This window comes from Rhodococcus sp. H-CA8f (assembly GCF_002501585.1).
GTDB lineage: Bacteria > Actinomycetota > Actinomycetes > Mycobacteriales > Mycobacteriaceae > Rhodococcus_F > Rhodococcus_F erythropolis.
In genome coordinates, this window is record NZ_CP023720.1 from 2,353,131 (window position 1) to 2,371,074 (window position 17,944).

Here is a 17,944-nt window from a genome sequence, read left to right on the forward strand (position 1 = left end):
GGAAAGCGCGGGAAGGATTGCGGGTTCATGATTGTTGGCAGAACGGGAGTATGTCCCTGAACTGATAGAACCTGACCGACATGAACTGATAGGGAGTTTCTTCGTGAGCGCAACCTCGAGTAAGACCACGGACACTGCTGACTTCTGGTTCGACCCGCTCTGCCCGTGGTGCTGGATCACCTCGCGCTGGATTCTCGAGGCCCAGCAGGTACGCGACATCGAGGCCAAGTTCCACGTGATGAGCCTTGCGGTTCTCAACGAGGGCCGCGACCTCCCCGACGAGTATCGCGAGATGATGACCAAGGCCTGGGGCCCGGTCCGCGTCGCTATCGCGGCAGCGCAGCTGAAGGGTGACGAGATCCTGCTGCCGCTGTACACGGCCATGGGTACGAAGATTCACAACGAGGGCAACAAGGACTTCGCCGACGTCATCAAGTCGTCGCTCGCCGAGGTCGGACTGCCGCCCGAACTGGCCGAGGCTGCCGACACCGACAAGTACGACGAGGCACTGCGTGAGAGCCACCACAAGGGCATGGACGCCGTCGGACCCGACGTCGGAACCCCGACGATCCATGTCAACGGCGTGGCGTTCTTCGGTCCCGTGCTGTCACGTATCCCGCGCGGCGAGGATGCAGGCAAGGTGTGGGACGGCGCCGTCGCGCTGGCCGGCTACCCGCACTTCTTCGAGCTCAAGCGGACCCGCAACGAGGATCCTCAGTTCGACTGAGCGGTAGTGAGCGCCGGATTTCGGTAGAGCTGACCGGGCCGGAAGAACAGATGCCCTGAGTGCGTGCGGTTGCGAAGCGCGGCCGCACGCCAGGTCAGCACCGGATGCGACGACAAGATGTTGACGAACCACGGGAAGAAACCGGATTCGAGTGTCGCGCGATCGGCGAGTTCGTCGAATCCGACCAGACCCACGAGATACTTTCCGGCGCCGAGGACACCCATGGCGCCCGGTGCTCCCTGTGGGCGCATGTGAAAACCGAAGTTGTCTGCCGTGTACTCCATGGAACGCGACAGCGAAGATCCGATCACCGGAATGTAGTTCGACGCGAACTGTCCCCACTGGCGCCAGTACGACGCATGCCCAGCAGCGATGTGGCCGACCTCGTGACCGATGATGAATGCGAGCGCATCGGGCTCGCGGGCCTGCCCACCGACCTCGAACAGGTCGCTGTAGACGACGACGAAACGCCGAAATCCGTGCCCTGACGCAAATGCGTTGATCCGTCCGTTCCCCAGCACGACGTAGGCATCCGGCGGAGTTTTCATGCCGAACCGTGCCGCGGCCTCGGCAACCAACTGATACCCCTCCGGAAATTGCGAAGGCGTCATCTTGATTCCGTTGACCTGCTGCGATCCGTACAGCTGACCTCGCGCGAGGAACAGCAGGATCGGAGCCGCGAGCACCACGAGGATCCACGTCGACAGATCACCCGCAGCGATCAGAACGATCGCCACCACATAGGTGACGACTGTCGTCAGAACGGCGAGCACGAGTAGCGGAATTTCCCACGGGTGGCGAACCGCGTCACTGCCTGGTGACACACGAACGGCGGGTGCAGCGGCCTGGCCGTTGACGGGGTACATGGGCACCACGATAGGTGCGCTCGTGCGGCGATGCGTGTTCCTGAAAGTGTGACGTCGACCCGGGTGCGCCCGGCTGGTCGGGCCTGAGAGAATTGTCGCCATGCGCGTATACCTGGGTGCCGACCATGCCGGATTCGAACGTAAGAACGAGATCATCGAACACCTCAAAGCGAACGGCCACGAGGCCATCGACTGTGGTGCTCACGAGTACGACGCCGTGGACGACTACCCGGCATTCTGCATCGAAGCCGCAAAGCGCGTCGTTGCCGACGAGGGCAGCCTGGGAATCGTCCTGGGTGGCAGTGGCAACGGTGAGCAGATCGCCGCGAACAAGGTTCCCGGCGCACGGTGCGCTCTCGCTTGGAGCGTCGAAACGGCGAAGCTGGCCCGCGAGCACAACAACGCTCAGCTGATCGGCATCGGTGGACGTATGCATTCCCTCGAGGAATCACTCGCCATCGTCGATGCTTTCCTCGCCACCGCATGGTCGGGTGAAGAGCGTCATCAGCGTCGTATCGACATCTTGTCCGAGTACGAGAAGACCGGCGTCGCACCGGCTCTGCCGCAAGCCTGATCCGAAAGTTGTTCCGTGCCTGAAGGTCATACCCTGCATCGACTGGCACGGTTGCATGCACGCAAGTTCGTCGGTTCACCGGTCCGCGTCCTCAGCCCGCAAGGCAGATTCGCCGAGGACGCGCGTCTGGTGGACGGACACGTACTCACGTCCTCGGATGCCTGGGGGAAGCACCTCTGGCACACCTATGACAACGGATTGACAGTTCACGTACACCTCGGGCTGTACGGAAAGTTCACCGACTCCGCCCTGCCGATGGAAGAACCGGTAGGCCAGGTCCGGATGCGAATGGTCGGTGCCGATTTCGGCACCGACCTTCGTGGTCCCACCGCCTGCGAAGTCCTACTGCCGCCTCAGGTCGCCGCGATCGAGGCCAGACTCGGGCCGGACCCACTGCGCCGCGGCGCGGAACCACACCAGGCATGGGTGCGAATCTCCAAGTCCAAGAAGGTGATCGGCGCGCTGCTCATGGATCAAGCGGTCCTGGCGGGTGTCGGCAACGTCTATCGCGCCGAACTTCTCTTTCGTCACGGAATCAGCCCTGAACGACCGGGGAATCTCATCTCTCACGACGAATGGACTGCCATGTGGGCAGATCTTGTCGAATTGATGAAGGTTGGTGTCAGGCGCGGGAAGATGCACGTCGTTCGCGCCGAGCACGACAACGGTGATCCGGCGTACGCGAAGGATCGTCCGCGGACTTACGTTTACCGAAGAGCAGGATCGCCGTGCCGCGTGTGCGGCACACCGATCCTGCATTCCGTCATGGAGGCGCGAAACCTGTTCTGGTGCCCGGTGTGCCAGTCGGTTTAGAAGTCGAAGCCGCCGAAGTCTCCGCCGCCGAAATCGCCGCCTCCGAAGTCCCCGTAGTCGCTGCCTCCACCGTCTGCGGTGAAATCGGTGTTGTCGACACTTCCTTGTTCCGCGCCGGAGTCACCGGCGTCCATACCCTGATCTCCCGAGTCACCCTGATCTCCCGAGTCGCCGGCTCCCGTATCGCCACCCTGTGCGAAAGCTTCTGCGCCGTAAGGAACCCCGGCCATGCCGGAGAACATGGTCGAGAACAGCATCATCGAACCCAGACCCCAGGCACCGGCGACGAGGGCAGGCTTCCACCAGGGTTCGGAGTACCAGCCGGCCGGGACCGGGCGTCCGGCGACTCGGCCACCGGGGTAGTAGTTGGGTGTGTGCGACGACGGATTGGGTGATGCCGCGACCTTGCGGCCCTCGAATTCGACCTCACGGTCTTCGGTGACCGAACCCGCAGCCTTCTGTCCGTCGATGGAAGGAACTTCCGGTCCCGGATCCATGCCCATTGCCACCCGCGCCGCGCGGATGTAGTAAAGCCCTTCCAGCGCAGTCTGTTTCGCGAGACGTGCCTGCACCGGCGTTGCGGCTTGATCGATCTGCGAGCCTGCGGCGTTGTACCGTTCGGCCGCGTCGGCGAGGGCTTGGCGCGACGCGTCGTCACTGCCGGTCAGGTTGTAGACCTGACCGCCGAGGCGTTCGATCGCCTGCCTGGCATCGGCTTTCGCGTCGTCGAGTTGTGTTGCGCTGTGGCCGGAACCGCGTTGCTGGCTTTTCATGACCAGAAATACGACTACGGCCAGAACGACGAGTATGAGAAGAATCGTGGTCACGAGTGGCCTCCCGAGCAGAATCGATCCGGACAACTCCAGGATACGGACCACAGGGGAGTGGCCTGAGTGCACAAAGTCTGAACACAAAAAATCCGCACCGGCCAGGCCGATGCGGATTTTTGTGGAGTTTCCCTCCTCATGGAGGGGATGACGGGAATCGAACCCGCGTGATCAGTTTGGAAGACTGAGGCTCTACCATTGAGCTACATCCCCGTGCATACGACAACTCGGGATCGCCGTGTTCGTCGTCTGCGATACGAAACTGTACCCAATGCCCCACCGGATTTCATAATCGGGGGGTTGGAGAAGTTCGATACCGTCGTTCACCTGGGGAATTGCCGAAATGCCCGGCGAGTCGGGGTGTCTTGCCTTGCGGCCCGGCTTCTAATTCCGGCTGTCATCACGTTTCGTTCAGCCAAGGCTGTATGTGGCGGCGGTCGGATGACATACTGACGGGGTCGGACAGGCGGGCCGTGTACAAACGACGGTCGGGTTCGTGAGAGAGTAGTGAGCGCGATAGGGTTGTGCGCGGTCACCGATGGTGGCTGCCTTTGTGGCCCGCTGTCTTTGTGGCCTCGGATGGCCGTATCGTGTGTTTCATGTGATCGGAAACGGGATGTAGCGCAGCTTGGTAGCGCATCCGCTTTGGGAGCGGAGGGTCGCAGGTTCAAATCCTGTCATCCCGACAAGTACGTACATGGCACTTCACCTCCAGTAAGTCCGGGAGTGAAGTGCCGCGCCAGACAGCAGTACCGATTCAACACAAGTTGTGAGCAAGACCAGACGAAGGAGCGAAGTTTCGTGAAGAGCACCGTCGAGCAGCTCAGCCCGACGCGAGTCCGTATCAACGTTGAGGTGCCCTTCGCGGAACTCAAGTCTGATTTCGACAAGGCCTACAAGGCCCTCGCGCAGCAGATTCGTCTCCCCGGCTTCCGTCCCGGCAAGGCTCCGGCTCGCCTCCTCGAAGCACGTGTCGGTCGCGGCGCTGTGCTCGAGCAGGTCGTCAACGACGCTCTGCCGTCGCGTTACTCCGAGGCTGTCACCAGCGCCGGCGTGAAGGCCATCGGCCAGCCCGAGATCGAGGTCACCAAGATCGAAGACGGCGAGCTCCTCGAGTTCACCGCCGAGGTCGACGTGCGCCCCGAGATCGAGCTCCCTGACTTCAGCTCCATCAACGTCGAGGTCGATCCGATCGAGATCACCGACGAAGCCATCGAAGAGCAGTTGCTTTCGCTGCGTCAGCGTTTCGGCACCCTCACCGGCGTCGACCGCGCAGTCGAGGACGGCGACTTCGTCTCCATCGACCTGTCGGCCACCGTCGACGGCGAGAACGTTGCCGAGGCAACCGCTAGCGGACTGTCGCACGAGGTCGGATCGGGCCAGCTCATCGAGGGCCTCGACGAAGCCATCATCGGCCTCAAGGCGGGGGAGTCCAAGGACTTCACGTCGACGCTGGTCGCCGGCGAGTACGCGGGCAAGGAAGCTGTTGTCACCGTGACCGTGCAGACGGTCAAGGAGCGCGAGCTTCCGGCTGAGGACGACGAGTTCGCTCAGCTCGCCAGCGAGTTCGACACCCTGGAAGAACTGAAGGCTGACCTCCGCGAGCGCGTCGCACGCGTCCGCAAGGTCGAGCAGGCCGGTCAGATCCGCGACAAGGTTCTCGAGCAGCTGCTCGAGACGGTCGAGGTTCCGTTGCCGGAAGCCGTCGTCAAGGCTGAGGTCGATGCTGCACTGCATGACGCCGTTCACGGTCTCGATCACGACGAAGAGGCACTGAACAAGCTCCTCGAAGAGCAGGGCAGCAGCCGCGAAGAATTCGACAAGGATGCCCAGGAAGCCGCTGAGCGCTCCGTCAAGACGCAGCTCTTGCTCGACTCGATCGCCGATGCGGGCAACGTCACCGTCGGTCAGGACGAGCTCACCGAGCGCATCCTGTTCCAGGCGCAGCGTTACGGCATGGCTCCTGAGCAGTTCATCCAGCAGATCCAGCAGGCCAACCAGCTCGGCGCCGTCTTCGCAGACGTCCGTCGTGGCAAGGCTCTCGCGTCCGTCGTCGAGTCGGCCGGTGTCAAGGACACCTCCGGCGCCGTTGTCGACACCGCTGAACTGTTCGGCAGCAGCGAGGACGAAACCGAAGCGGATGCGTCTGATTCCGCCGAGAGCGAAGACAAGTAAAAACGCAGGCGGACGGGTGTTTTCACCACGATCGACTGCACTGAGTTTTCCGCTTTGAGCGAAGTAGGGCGGCACCGGGACTCCGGTGCCGCCCTACTTCGTTACTGTCTGTGTCAGTAGAAGTGTTTCGCATAGACGATCCACCGCACAAGTAGATCCACATAGAAGGCAGGTACCGTGACTTCCAATCACCTGGAGACTTTGCAGAGTCCCGCCATGACTTCAGCGACCGCTGGGTTGAACCTCAGCGACTCGGTGTACGAGCGCTTGCTGCGAGAGCGCATCATTTTCCTCGGTACCCAGGTCGACGACGACATCGCCAACAAGCTGTGCGCGCAGATCCTGCTGCTCTCGGCCGAGGACCCGACGCGAGACATCTCGCTCTACATCAACTCGCCCGGTGGATCTGTCACCGCAGGTATGGCGATCTTCGACACGATGCAGTTCGCCGAGTGCGACATCGCCACCTTCGGTATGGGCCTTGCGGCGTCGATGGGTCAGTTCCTGCTCTCGGCAGGCACCAAGGGCAAGCGTTACGCACTGCCTCACGCCCGCATCATGATGCACCAGCCGTCCGCCGGTATCGGTGGTTCCGCCAGTGACATCGCGATCATGGCCGAGCAGTTCAAGCACACCAAGCGCGAAATGGCCGAGCTGATCGCTCAGCACACCGGCCAGACGGTCGAGCAGATCACCGCGGACTCCGACCGTGACCGTTGGTTCACGGCGAAGGAAGCTCTCGAGTACGGCTTCGTCGACCACGTCGTCTCCCGTGCGAATCAGGCCGGCGGCACCGGCAACTGAGCCGGTTCGTCCATCCTTTCGCTGCCCAATTCATACTTTGGAGAACTGATGACCAATCTTTTCGGAGCTAACTCGCTGGGCGGCCAGGCGCCGTCGGGCCCCCAATCGCGTTACATCCTGCCCCAGTTCACGGAGCAGACCAGCTACGGCGTCAAGACGTCCGACCCGTACAACAAGCTGTTCGAGGAGCGCATCATCTTCCTCGGCTCGCAGGTCGACGACGTCTCCGCCAACGACCTCATGGCACAGTTGCTGGTTCTCGAATCGCAGGATCCGGACCGCGACATCACCATGTACATCAACTCGCCCGGTGGTTCGTTCACCGCGCTGATGGCGATCTACGACACGATGCAGTACGTCCGTGCCGACATCTCCACCGTCTGCCTCGGTCAGGCTGCTTCGGCAGCTGCTGTCCTTCTCGCCGGTGGTACGCCGGGCAAGCGCTTCGCGCTCCCCAACTCGCGCATTCTGATTCACCAGCCGGCCACGGGCGGCATCCAGGGTCAGGTTTCCGATCTGGAGATCCAGGCTGCGGAAATCGAGCGTATGCGTCGACTCATGGAGAGCACGCTGTCGCTGCACACGGGCAAGGATCCGGAGACCATCCGCGTCGACACCGATCGCGACAAGATCCTCACGGCCGAGCAGGCCAAGGAGTACGGCATCATCGACGACGTGCTGGCTTACCGGAAGCTCAGCGCACAGAAGTAGTCGATTTCCGCCTCGTGTCGAGGATCTGTATTCCGATTCCCGACACGAGGCGGACACGTCGAGAAGTGCCTGGTGGAGCGCTCGCCAGGCTGAAATCTCGACTCTTTTCTTTTTTATCCGCAGGCGAAACGCCGAGAACAGGTCGACCCCGTTCGGGATCTGCGGGTACCGTCACTTCACGGGCTGGTTCTCGACCGGCGTTCTGCGATTGTTCGACCAGATTTGTTCGATCAGTTTGTTGATCAGTTTGTCTGATCCGACAACTTCTGATCTGACAACTTCTGATCTGATACCGAGTACTGCGGAGCGTCTCGACCGATCGAGTGGCGGCGAGTGCACGTACATGATGGAAAGTAGGGACCTCACGAGATGGCACGCATCGGCGACGGCGGGGATCTGCTCAAGTGCTCTTTCTGCGGCAAGAGTCAGAAGCAGGTCAAAAAGCTCATTGCAGGACCCGGGGTGTACATCTGCGACGAGTGCATCGACCTCTGCAACGAGATCATCGAAGAGGAATTGGCCGAGTCGAGCGAGGTCAAGCTCGACGAGCTTCCCAAGCCTGCGGAGATCCGAGAATTCCTCGAGAACTACGTCATCGGTCAGGATTCCGCCAAGCGGACGCTGGCCGTGGCCGTCTACAACCACTACAAGCGCATTCAGGCCGGAGACAAGGGCCGTGATGCGCGGGGTGAGACGGTTGAGCTCGCGAAATCCAACATCTTGATGCTCGGCCCCACTGGCTGTGGCAAGACGTACCTCGCTCAGACTCTCGCGAAGATGCTCAACGTCCCGTTCGCCATCGCCGATGCGACGGCGTTGACCGAGGCCGGCTACGTCGGTGAGGACGTCGAGAACATTCTGCTCAAGCTGATTCAGGCTGCCGACTACGACGTCAAGCGCGCCGAGACCGGAATCATCTACATCGACGAGGTCGACAAGATCGCTCGCAAGAGCGAGAACCCGTCGATCACGCGTGACGTCTCCGGCGAAGGTGTTCAGCAGGCGTTGCTGAAGATCCTCGAAGGTACGCAGGCGAGCGTCCCGCCGCAGGGTGGTCGCAAGCATCCGCACCAGGAATTCATTCAGATCGACACCACGAACGTGCTGTTCATCGTCGCGGGTGCTTTCGCTGGTCTCGAGCGGATCGTCTCCGATCGTGTCGGCAAGCGCGGTATCGGTTTCGGCGCCGAGGTTCGGTCGAAGGCCGAACTGGATACGGTCGATCGTTTCGCCGAGGTCATGCCGGAGGATTTGATCAAGTTCGGTCTGATTCCCGAGTTCATCGGCCGTTTGCCGATGATCGCGTCGGTGACCAACCTCGACAAGGAATCGCTCGTTCAGATCTTGTCGGAGCCCAAGAACGCTCTCGTCAAGCAGTACCGTCGTCTCTTCGACATGGACGGCGTCGAACTCGAGTTCACCGAAGAAGCGCTCGACGCTATCGCCGATCAGGCGATCTTGCGTGGAACCGGCGCTCGTGGCCTGCGCGCCATCATGGAAGAGGTTCTTCTTCCGGTGATGTACGACATCCCCAGCCGTGACGACGTCGAAAAGGTGGTCGTCACCGCGGAGACCGTCAACGACAACGTACTTCCGACCATCGTTCCGCGTAAGCCGGAGCGTGGCGAGCGTCGCGACAAGACGGCGTAGAAACTTCAAAACGACTGTGGCCCGGTATCTCTCGCGAGAGATACCGGGCCACAGTCGTTCGTGCAACACAGTGGTTCGTGCAGGGTGTCTGGGGGTGTTCGGCTAGATCGGGTTGCCGAGTTCCTTGAGGGGAGTGCGGAACGTCTCCTTGGCGGTGAACGCGGAGATCGCGCAGATGACGCAGGCCACCGATGTCAGAATGGCAACGGGCATCCAGTGTGTCTTGTCCCCGCCCATGAGGGCGTTGCCGATGGCGGGCGCAAAGCCTGCGAGGGCGAAGCCGACCTGGGTGCCGATCGCGATGCCGGAGTAGCGGACCTTGGTGTTGAACATTTCGGAGTAGAACGACGGCCAGATGGCATTCGGGGCAGCGTAGAAGACGGACATCAATCCGATTGCGGCCAGGAAGATCAGCGGGACGTTGCCGCTGGCGATTGCGCCGAAGTACACGTAGATGAACACCGCGCTACCGAGGGCGCCACCGATGAACAGCGGCCTGCGACCGATCCGGTCGGAGAGAATCGCCCAGGCGGGCTGGCTGAGCAAGGCCACGGCGTTGGCTGCGATGGCCACCCAGAGCATGGTCGACTTCGGGATCCCCACTTCCTCGGTGGTCGCGAAGGCGAGTCCGAAGACGGAGAAGATGGTCGAGACGACGGCGATGAAAGCGCAGCAGATCACGCGAATCAGATTTGCGCTGTGGGTGCGAAGGAGATCGGCAACAGGCAATTTGGCGACGGCCTTCGACTCCTGCTGCTCGGTGAACTCTTCCGGCTCTTCGAGCTTGAGACGCATGATGTATGCAGCCACGAGAACGATCAGGCTGCCCCAGAACGGGATTCGCCAGCCCCACGTGTAGAGGATGTCGTCGGGGAGTGCGGCGATGGGCAGGAAGACGAGGCTGGCGAGGATGAAGCCGGCCTGGGTGCCGTTGAGGGTCCAGCTGCAGAAGAATGCCCGTCGACCTTCGGGAGCATGTTCGAGAGTCAGTGAGCTGGCGCCACTCTGTTCACCAGCGGCGGAGATGCCCTGAGCGATTCTCATCAGGACCAGCAGTATCGGTGCAAGAACTCCGATCGAATCCGCGCTGGGAATACATCCGATGAGGAATGTTGCTGCGCCCATCATGATGAGCGTGAGCAGCATGATCTTCTTGCGGCCGACGCGGTCACCGAAATGGCCGAGGACTACAGCGCCGAGGGGACGCGCGACGTACGCGACACCGAAGGTGGCCAGCGAAAGCAGTGCCGCATGTCCGCTGTCCGGGAAGAACACGGTGGGGAAGATGAGTGCAGCGGCGGAGGCGTAGATGTAGAAGTCGTAGTACTCGAGCATGCTGCCGAGAAACGACGACGTTGCGGCGCGCTTGACCTTGGTCGTGTCCGGCCTGGCCAAGGATCCCGCCTCGGGGCCGGACGGTGTAACCGTGCTAGCTGACATGCTCATCTCCTGGGTGGAAGCGTCGTGGAGGCTCTACATCCGCCGATGGTGTTCGTCGAGGGTGTTCGTATCGAGAACGTCTGTGCGGAGAGCGATACAAGGAATGTAACCGACGCCACAGCGACTACACAAGATTATTAACCAAATAGTTCATAAAAATCTACCGGCGAACTCTTCGCACGTCGAAACCGCAGTTCAGGCGGTCAGGAGCCTGGCTGCGCGGCGGCCGCCACCAACTGCGCCACCTGTTCCTCGGTGATGCCGAGGCCGAAGGTGGCGAGTTTTCCGAGCGGCATCGAGCCTGCGAGTGCCATCATCTCGGGGCTGACCGCCTGTGCACCGTCGCCCGCTGCGGCAGCCATGGCGGCGCCGAGAACTGCGCTGCCGACGGGATGGGCGAGCCATTCGCCGATGGTCGACATGGCGTCGAGCGTGCCGACGCCGACGTTCCCGGCCAGGGTGATCGTGTCGGTGGTTGCGATGTCCCGAGACGAAAAGCCGACGCGGATCTCGTAGTCGCCAGGTTCGATCGCCCAGTCCTGCGCCGCGACGGACCAATAGGCAAATGCCCTCGTGTCGAGCGTGATGGTCACAGTCGCGGATTCGTCGGGGTCGAGGTGGACCTTGGCGAAGCCCTTCAATTCCTGCGCGGGTCGATCGATGCTTGCCGAGGAGTCGTGGACGTAGACCTGAACGACGGTGCTGCCCGATCGGTCGCCGCTGTTGCGCACGGTGACGGTCACTTCGGCGGAGTTCTCACCGGCCTCGACGGAGGTATCGGTGATGTCGAAGGTGGTGTAGCTCAGCCCGAACCCGAACGGGTACGCCACTTCGCGCAGCGCGGAGTCGTAGTAGCGGTATCCCACGTACAGGCCTTCGCCGTAGCGGACGTGCTGCTGTGATCCCGGGAAATGCAGATACGACGGATTGTCTTGGAGGCGAAGCGGAATGGTCTCCGTGAGGCGGCCGGACGGATTCGTGATGCCGAACAGAAGATCGGCAATCGCCGAGCCGCCCGCCTGGCCGAGTAGCCAGCCCTCGAGGATTGCGGCGGCATGATCCTTCCAAGGCTCGATCGAAACCACACCGCCGTTGGCGAGCACGACGACCGTGTTCGGGTTCGCGCCGTGGACCGCTTCCAGCAGGGCGATCTGGTCAGCCGGCAGTTCGATGTCGGTTCGGTCGAATCCTTCGGATTCTGTGGCGGACGGTAGTCCGAGGAACAGCACGGCGACGTCAGCGCGGCGCGCAGCGTCGACAGCCTCGGTGACCATGTCGTCGGCCGGAGTGCCGTCGAAGGTGAAGCCCGGTGCAAAAGTGACGCGGTCGGCGCCTTCGAGGTCGAGGATCGCGTCCAAGGCATTGTCGAGCTTGGTTGGAACCACCTGTGAACTGCCGGCCCCCTGGTACCGCGGGCTGCACGCGAATTCGCCGATCACCGCGACAGTTTGCCCGCCGGGGGTCAGCGGCAGTAGTTCTCCGTCGTTGGCCAGCAAGACAGCGGACTCCGCTGCAGCGGTCCGTGCCAGTTCGTGGTGACGCTCGACGTCGTACGTGTGGCCCTCGGTGCGCGCGGCGGCGGTGCGTTTCACCAGCGTCGACAGGCGCTCGGCGGCAGTGGTGAGCACTGATTCGTCCAGGTCGCCGCCGCGCACGGCGTCGACGATCTGGGTATCGGTTCCGGTCGGCGGCATTTCCAGGTCGAGGCCCGCGGCGAGTGCCGCCACGCGGTCGTTGACCGCTCCCCAGTCCGAAACGACGAGGCCGTCGAAGCCCCACTGTTCGCGGAGTACCTCGGTGAGCAGCCAATGGTTCTGGCTCGAGTACACACCGTTGATCTTGTTGTACGAGCACATGACCGTCGTCGGGGCCGCGGTCTTGACGGCGTATTCGAAGCCGGCCAGATAGATCTCGCGCAGCGTCCGTTCGTCGACGTCGGCACTGACTCTCATCCGGTCGTGTTCTTGGTTGTTGGCAGCGAAGTGCTTGAGCGAGGTTCCGACGCCGCGAGACTGGATGCCGGTGATCAGCGCTGCCGCGACGCGGCCGGAGAGGAATGGGTCCTCGGAGACGTATTCGAAATTCCTGCCACACAAGGGTGACCGTTTGATGTTGATGCCTGGGCCGAGGAGGACCGAGACCTGTTCGGCTTTGGCTTCGTCGCCCAGAGCCTCACCGACCTGGCGGATGAGGTCGAGGTTCCACGACGAGCCCAACCCGACCGCCGGTGGGAAACATGTCGCTGGAATGCTGTGGCCGAGTCCGAGTGCGTCGCCGCCCTCGGGTTGTTTCCGGACTCCGTGCGGACCGTCGGTCAGGAGTATCGATTCGATTCCGGCAACGGACTGGCTGTGCCAGAAATCCGAGCCGGACGTCAACGACGCCTTCTCCTCGAGTGAAAGCCCGTCTACGTAATTCTCGGTCACGTCATTCCTCCCGGTGGCAGCTGTGAGTTCCACTCACCACCGTAGGGGGATTTTTCGGACTTCGGGGTAGGTCAGGACGGCGCCTTCGAGGTCAGGAACGCAACAACCATGTCGCCGAGCATTGTTCGAAGATGCTCACGATGCGTCGAGTCGGTCAGATCGCGGTCGAAGAGCGCTTTGAAGGTGTACCGATTGGCGATACGAAAGACGCAGTAACTGCTGATCAACATGTGAATATCGAGAGCATCGACGTCGGAGCGGAATGCCCCAGACTGCTGCCCGTCGTGCAGGATCTGCGAGACCAGGTCGGCGGCAGGGGCGCCGAGGCCGCTGAGTAACTCGGATTTCTCGATGTGCTCGCCGCGGAGCATGTTCTCGTTGGCCACGAGCCGAATGAAATTCGGGTGCTGTTCGTGGTGGTCGAAGGTGAGTTCGGCCAAAGCGCGGACTGCTGCCGTGGGGTTCAATCCCTCGAGGTCGAGTTCACGTTCCTGCGCACGAATGACGCTGTACGCATGCTCGAGTACCGACTTGTACAGCCCTTCCTTGTCGGTGAAGTAGTAGTAGATCATGCGCTTGGTGGTATGCGTCTTGGTTGCGATCTCGTCGACCCGGGCGCCGGCGAAGCCTTTGTCGGCAAACTCCTCGGTCGCGACGGCGATGATGTTCACCCTGGTCAGATCGCTGTTTCGGCGTCGTTTCTCCGGCTTCGACACCACAGAGTTCACTGACTGCTCGGAAACCATGTGCTCACTCTATCTGCCAGCAGTTTGTCGACTTTGCTTGTCGAGTTCACGTCGGGGGAGTAACGTCCAGTGAACTAACTCACTAGTTCGTACATTAGTTTCGAGCGTCAACCCCGAGGTGCCCCTGATGACTCCATCTCTACCGGTTCTGGTCCTCAACGGACCCAACTTGAATTTGTTGGGCCAGCGCCAACCGGAGTTCTACGGGAGAGACACCCTGGACGACGTCGTTTCCCGCTGTGAAGCGGCGGCCGAGAAGTTCGGAGTGGTGGTCGAGGCAAAGCAGTCGAACCACGAGGGCCAACTGATCGATTGGGTCCACGAGGCCAGGGGAAATGTCGCGGGCATCGTCATCAATCCGGGTGGGTACTCGCACACCTCCGTTGCGTTGCGCGACGCTCTGGTCACACTCGATGCCCCCGTCGTGGAGGTGCACATCAGCAACATCCACAGTCGCGAAGAATTCCGTCACCACTCGTATGTCTCCGGCATCGCCGACGCCGTCATCTGTGGATTGGGAATCGACGGATACAGCGCCGCAGTCGAATTCGTCTGCATCCGAGAAGGGAAGAACTGATGAGTGATTCGATCCTCTGCGGTCTGATCGGCACCGGAATCGGAGCCTCCTTGACTCCGATCATGCACGAGGAAGAAGGGCGCAGACAGGGCCTGCCTTACGTCTACCGCATCCTCGATCTCGACGTGATGGGAATGGCGCCGTCGGACATCGGTGAACTTCTCACCTATGCAAGACGTTTCGGCTTCCGCGGCCTCAACATCACTCACCCGTGCAAGCAGTTGGTGATCGAACACCTCGACGAGCTCTCGCCGGATGCGAGCCGGCTCGGAGCGGTGAACACGGTCCTCTTCGACTCCGGCAAGGCGATCGGACACAACACTGATTGGTCGGGCTTCGGCCGCAACTTCGACGACGGACTTCCCGGAGCACAGCTCGATCGCGTCGTGCAGCTCGGTGCCGGCGGAGCCGGTGCGGCGGTTGCCTATGCAGCGCTCACCCGCGGTGTCGGGACACTGACGTTGGTCGATTCGAGCCTGCCTCGCGCGGAGGAACTTGCACAAACCTTCGCGCAGCAGTTTCCGGCGCAGGTTGTCGAGGCGCGGCACACGAGCGACCTCGCCGAAGTGCTCGGCAACGCAAACGGATTGATCCACGCGACTCCGATGGGAATGGCGGCTCATCCCGGAATGGCATTCTCGCCAGATCTGCTCCGTCCAGATCTGTGGGTAGCGGAAATCGTCTACCGCCCGCTCGAGACCGAGCTGTTGCGTCAAGCGAGGTCGATCGGAGCCCCGACGCTCAGCGGAGGCGGAATGACTGTCTTTCAGGCCGTCGACGCGTTCCGGATCTTCACGGGCATCGAGCCCGACAGTAAGCGGATGCTCGCGCACATGACGGAACTCGTGCACGGCGAACAGACTGCGGCAGCGCTGTGAGTGCCCCGGTCCGGACGTCGATCGCGACGGTATCGCTCAGTGGGACTCTCGAGGAGAAGCTCGACGCCATCGCTGCTGCCGGCTTCGACGGCTTCGAGGTGTTCGAGCCGGATTTTGTTGCTTCGCCGTGGTCCCCGAAGGAATTGCGAACGCGGGCTGCGGATCTGGGCTTGACCCTCGATCTGTATCAGCCATTCCGTGACTTCGACACGGTGGACGAGGCCCAATTTGCTCGGAATCTTGTTCGAGTGGAACGCAAATTCGAGCTCATGGATCAACTGGGGTGCGAGACGCTCCTGGTGTGCTCCTCGCCCCTGCCGACCGCAAGTCACGATGACGGTCAGTTGACAGAGCAATTCGGAGCTCTCGCCGAACTGGCGTCCGAGCACGGCAAGAAGGTTGCCTACGAGGCGCTCGCATGGGGTGCCCACGTCAATACGTACGGCCATGCGTGGCAGATCGTCGAGGGCGTCGACCATCCTTCGCTCGGTACCTGTCTGGACAGCTTTCACATCCTCTCGCGCGGTGACGATCCCGCCGGAATTCGCGAGATTCCCGGCGAGAAGATCTTCTTCCTCCAGTTGGCGGACGCTCCGTTCTTGGCGATGGACATCCTCCAGTGGAGCCGGCATCACCGAAACTTTCCGGGGCAGGGCAGCTTCGATCTCAGTGCGTTCGCTCAGCATGTCTACGCCACCGGTTACGACGGACCGTGGTCGCTCGAGATCTTCAACGACGTATTCCGCCGCGCGGACACCCAGCGGACGGCAATCGACGCTCATCGGTCGCTCCTCCATCTGGAAGAACAGGTCGCCGCCGCGAACCCTGCCGCCGGTGGACCCACGCTGTTCACCGCCCCGGAGCGCACCCCGCTCGAAGGGATCGTGTCTCTGCGAATCGCTGCGGGTCCGGCTAAACAGGACCAGGTGCACTCGATGCTCTCTCGCGTCGGTTTTCATCTGGTCGGACGGCACCACGATCACGACTTGCAGTTGTGGCGGCACGGACCGCTCACCGTTGCCGTCGACGCGACAGCGGGCACGGTGTGGACGGCGCCCGGGCTGCCCGCGGATCTGCCGGTTCTCACTCAGATCGGCATCAGGGCAACCGAACCCGAAGTGTGGGGAGAGCGCGCTCTGGCTCTCGAAGTACCGGCGACGCGCGTGCAGTTGCCCGGTTCGAGCGACGAGAACTCCGAGGTACCGGACGTCGTACGCTTGAAGGTCACCGATGCGACATCGATCGACCTTCGTGGCCCCGGCAGCGCTGCAGCGTGGGAATCGGCATTCGAGATCTACCCGCTGCCCGCCGAGCGCAATCGTGAACAGGGCGCAGTGTTCACCGGGATCGACCACGTGGCACTGGCAGTTCCGGCCGAGAGTTGGGACGGCATCATGCTGCTCCTGCGGTCCGTGTTCGAGATGCAACCGCACGAGGGGCAGGACGTCACCGATTCGGTCGGACTCATGCGGAGCCAGGCACTTACGCTCGTTCAGGACGGTGACGGACATACCCTGCGGATCTCACTGAACATGGTGGAGGGCAGTCGAAGCGGGCTGCCGACGGTCCGTCGCGGCGGCGTCAGCCACGTCGCTTTCGCGTGTGAGAACATCTTCGGTGCCGCTGCGTCCATGCAGGACTGGGGCTTCGCTCCGCTACCCATTTCCCCGAACTACTACGACGATCTGGACGCACGTTTCGGCCTGAATTCAGAACTGCTCGACCGGATGCGCAGCGCCGGAATCCTTTACGACGCTGACGCCCGCGGTGAGTTCTTCCACCTGTTCACCCCGACGGTCGGGGGAGACCTGTTCTTCGAGGTCGTGCAGCGAGTGGGTGGATACGAGGGCTACGGGGAGGTCAACTCCGCTGTGCGACTGTCGGCTCAGTTGCGCGCGAATCAGACGTGACCTCGACTCGGTGCGGGTGCGAGTAGATATTCATCGAATCGCCGCGGATGAAACCGGCGAGGGTCAACCCCGATTCCTGTGCCAACTCCACGGCCAATGACGACGGCGCGGAGACTGCGCCCAGAATCGGAATGCCCGCCATGACGGCCTTCTGGACGAGTTCGAACGACGCCCGCCCACTGACGATCAGGATCGTGTCGTAGAGCGGCACTCGGCCGTCGGTGATTGCCCAACCGATCACTTTGTCGACTGCGTTGTGCCGGCCGACGTCCTCGCGCAGCGCCAGGAGTTCGCCGGTGGCGGTGAACAATCCGGCTGCGTGCAGGCCTCCGGTGCGCTCGAAGATCCGTTGGCTCTCCCGAAGCGTGACCGGCATGGCCGACAGGACGGTGGAGGTGACGGAAGTCGTGTCACCGACCAGGGGATGCCGCGTGGTGGTTCGGACGGCATCGAGTGACGTCTTGCCGCACACGCCGCACGCGGAACTGACGACGGTGTTGCGATCGGTGGTGTGATCGGGCAACGGCACTCCGGGAGCGAGCGAAATGTCGAGGACGTTGTATGTGTTCGCGCCGGTTTCGTCGACGCCGTCGCAGTACCGGACGACGCTCACGTCGTCGCGGGTACCGATGACGCCTTCGCTGAGAAGGAATCCGTGGACGAGGTCGACGTCGTTGCCTGGTGTTCGCATCGTCACGGCCAGCACCTGACCGCCAACCCTCATTTCGAGTGGTTCTTCGACGGCCAGCGTGTCGGGGCGCGTGACGACCCGATCACCCGAGATTCGAACGACCGGTGTTCGTGCGGTGACCCGTCCCAT

At 62.2% G+C, this 17,944-nt stretch carries 16 protein-coding genes and 2 tRNA genes; 11 read left to right on the top strand and 7 right to left on the bottom strand.

The window, feature by feature from the left end; all coding sequences use genetic code 11:
- The first annotated feature begins 103 nt into the window (after positions 1-103).
- The gene (locus CPI83_RS11120) at positions 104-727 is read left to right on the top strand and encodes a DsbA family protein (protein WP_003944541.1); all 624 of its coding nucleotides are present in this window, start codon (positions 104-106) and stop codon (positions 725-727) included.
- Here CPI83_RS11120 and CPI83_RS11125 read toward each other — a convergent pair.
- Entirely contained in the window at positions 715-1,593 is an 879-nt protein-coding gene (locus CPI83_RS11125; RefSeq protein WP_021333424.1) for a M48 family metallopeptidase, read from the bottom strand. The two genes, CPI83_RS11120 and CPI83_RS11125, sit on opposite strands and share 13 nt — an antisense overlap.
- Positions 1,594-1,693: 100 nt before the next feature.
- On the opposite strand from CPI83_RS11125, the gene CPI83_RS11130 reads away from it, so the two are divergent.
- Both CPI83_RS11130 and CPI83_RS11135 read left to right on the top strand, forming a co-directional pair.
- Positions 1,694-2,167, top strand: coding sequence for a ribose-5-phosphate isomerase (locus CPI83_RS11130; protein ID WP_003944571.1), 474 nt, complete (start codon positions 1,694-1,696; stop codon positions 2,165-2,167).
- Between the two features lie 15 nt (positions 2,168-2,182).
- Entirely contained in the window at positions 2,183-2,980 is a 798-nt protein-coding gene (locus CPI83_RS11135; RefSeq protein WP_097387217.1) for a DNA-formamidopyrimidine glycosylase family protein, read from the top strand.
- On the opposite strand, the gene CPI83_RS11140 is transcribed toward CPI83_RS11135, so the two are convergent.
- Both CPI83_RS11140 and CPI83_RS11145 read right to left on the bottom strand, forming a co-directional pair.
- Complete coding sequence (locus CPI83_RS11140) at positions 2,977-3,753, bottom strand: hypothetical protein (protein ID WP_097388174.1); 777 nt, start codon at positions 3,751-3,753, stop codon at positions 2,977-2,979. The genes CPI83_RS11135 and CPI83_RS11140 overlap by 4 nt on opposite strands.
- A 193-nt stretch (positions 3,754-3,946) precedes the next feature.
- Positions 3,947-4,020: transfer RNA gene (locus CPI83_RS11145), tRNA-Gly, on the bottom strand.
- Between the two features lie 399 nt (positions 4,021-4,419).
- Here CPI83_RS11145 and CPI83_RS11150 point away from each other — a divergent pair.
- The 5 genes from CPI83_RS11150 to clpX all read left to right on the top strand — a co-directional run bounded on the left by CPI83_RS11150 (position 4,420) and on the right by clpX (position 9,147).
- Positions 4,420-4,493, top strand: a tRNA-Pro gene (locus CPI83_RS11150).
- Between the two features lie 115 nt (positions 4,494-4,608).
- Entirely contained in the window at positions 4,609-5,982 is a 1,374-nt protein-coding gene (tig, locus tag CPI83_RS11155) for a trigger factor (RefSeq protein ID WP_019749086.1), read from the top strand.
- 216 nt (positions 5,983-6,198) lie between these two features.
- The gene (locus CPI83_RS11160; RefSeq protein ID WP_007730960.1) at positions 6,199-6,786 is read left to right on the top strand and encodes an ATP-dependent Clp protease proteolytic subunit; all 588 of its coding nucleotides are present in this window, start codon (positions 6,199-6,201) and stop codon (positions 6,784-6,786) included.
- Between the two features lie 48 nt (positions 6,787-6,834).
- Entirely contained in the window at positions 6,835-7,497 is a 663-nt protein-coding gene (locus CPI83_RS11165) for an ATP-dependent Clp protease proteolytic subunit (RefSeq protein ID WP_003944539.1), read from the top strand.
- Positions 7,498-7,866: 369 nt separating this feature from the next.
- Complete coding sequence (gene clpX / locus CPI83_RS11170) at positions 7,867-9,147, top strand: ATP-dependent Clp protease ATP-binding subunit ClpX (protein ID WP_003944582.1); 1,281 nt, start codon at positions 7,867-7,869, stop codon at positions 9,145-9,147.
- Between the two features lie 102 nt (positions 9,148-9,249).
- On the opposite strand, the gene CPI83_RS11175 is transcribed toward clpX, so the two are convergent.
- From CPI83_RS11175 to CPI83_RS11185, 3 genes are all read right to left on the bottom strand, one after another.
- Positions 9,250-10,587, bottom strand: a complete 1,338-nt coding sequence (locus CPI83_RS11175; protein WP_020970000.1) for an MFS transporter — start codon at positions 10,585-10,587, stop codon at positions 9,250-9,252.
- 203 nt (positions 10,588-10,790) lie between these two features.
- On the bottom strand, positions 10,791-13,013 hold the full coding sequence (locus tag CPI83_RS11180; protein ID WP_097388175.1) for a glycoside hydrolase family 3 C-terminal domain-containing protein: 2,223 nt from the start codon (positions 13,011-13,013) through the stop codon (positions 10,791-10,793).
- Between the two features lie 71 nt (positions 13,014-13,084).
- The gene (locus tag CPI83_RS11185) at positions 13,085-13,759 is read right to left on the bottom strand and encodes a TetR family transcriptional regulator (RefSeq protein ID WP_019749082.1); all 675 of its coding nucleotides are present in this window, start codon (positions 13,757-13,759) and stop codon (positions 13,085-13,087) included.
- A 127-nt stretch (positions 13,760-13,886) separates the two neighbouring features.
- Here CPI83_RS11185 and aroQ point away from each other — a divergent pair, with 127 nt between their 5' ends.
- Genes aroQ through CPI83_RS11200 form a run of 3 tightly spaced genes read left to right on the top strand, consistent with a single transcriptional unit; the run spans position 13,887 to position 17,124 of the window.
- Entirely contained in the window at positions 13,887-14,336 is a 450-nt protein-coding gene (gene aroQ, locus CPI83_RS11190) for a type II 3-dehydroquinate dehydratase (protein ID WP_029538345.1), read from the top strand.
- On the top strand, positions 14,336-15,214 hold the full coding sequence (locus CPI83_RS11195; protein ID WP_097387218.1) for a shikimate dehydrogenase: 879 nt from the start codon (positions 14,336-14,338) through the stop codon (positions 15,212-15,214). The genes aroQ and CPI83_RS11195 overlap by 1 nt, the downstream gene beginning before the upstream one ends.
- Positions 15,211-17,124, top strand: a complete 1,914-nt coding sequence (locus tag CPI83_RS11200; protein ID WP_046378772.1) for a sugar phosphate isomerase/epimerase and 4-hydroxyphenylpyruvate domain-containing protein — start codon at positions 15,211-15,213, stop codon at positions 17,122-17,124. Before CPI83_RS11195 ends, CPI83_RS11200 begins: the two co-directional genes overlap by 4 nt.
- On the opposite strand, the gene fdhD is transcribed toward CPI83_RS11200, so the two are convergent.
- Positions 17,075-17,944, bottom strand: a complete 870-nt coding sequence (gene fdhD, locus CPI83_RS11205) for a formate dehydrogenase accessory sulfurtransferase FdhD (protein WP_097387219.1) — start codon at positions 17,942-17,944, stop codon at positions 17,075-17,077. The two genes, CPI83_RS11200 and fdhD, sit on opposite strands and share 50 nt — an antisense overlap.

What these genes read in the sequence shown, in the direction of transcription:
- CPI83_RS11185 (WP_019749082.1), bottom strand. Translation starts at nt 13,759, where the DNA reads ATGGTTTCCGAGCAGTCAGTGAACTCTGTGGTGTCGAAGCCGGAGAAA.
- fdhD (WP_097387219.1), bottom strand. Translation starts at nt 17,944, where the DNA reads ATGGGACGGGTCACCGCACGAACACCGGTCGTTCGAATCTCGGGTGAT.
- CPI83_RS11195 (WP_097387218.1), top strand. Translation starts at nt 14,336, where the DNA reads ATGAGTGATTCGATCCTCTGCGGTCTGATCGGCACCGGAATCGGAGCC.
- CPI83_RS11140 (WP_097388174.1), bottom strand. Translation starts at nt 3,753, where the DNA reads ATGAAAAGCCAGCAACGCGGTTCCGGCCACAGCGCAACACAACTCGAC.
- aroQ (WP_029538345.1), top strand. Translation starts at nt 13,887, where the DNA reads ATGACTCCATCTCTACCGGTTCTGGTCCTCAACGGACCCAACTTGAAT.
- clpX (WP_003944582.1), top strand. Translation starts at nt 7,867, where the DNA reads ATGGCACGCATCGGCGACGGCGGGGATCTGCTCAAGTGCTCTTTCTGC.
- CPI83_RS11165 (WP_003944539.1), top strand. Translation starts at nt 6,835, where the DNA reads ATGACCAATCTTTTCGGAGCTAACTCGCTGGGCGGCCAGGCGCCGTCG.
- CPI83_RS11125 (WP_021333424.1), bottom strand. Translation starts at nt 1,593, where the DNA reads ATGTACCCCGTCAACGGCCAGGCCGCTGCACCCGCCGTTCGTGTGTCA.
- CPI83_RS11130 (WP_003944571.1), top strand. Translation starts at nt 1,694, where the DNA reads ATGCGCGTATACCTGGGTGCCGACCATGCCGGATTCGAACGTAAGAAC.
- CPI83_RS11160 (WP_007730960.1), top strand. Translation starts at nt 6,199, where the DNA reads ATGACTTCAGCGACCGCTGGGTTGAACCTCAGCGACTCGGTGTACGAG.
- CPI83_RS11175 (WP_020970000.1), bottom strand. Translation starts at nt 10,587, where the DNA reads ATGTCAGCTAGCACGGTTACACCGTCCGGCCCCGAGGCGGGATCCTTG.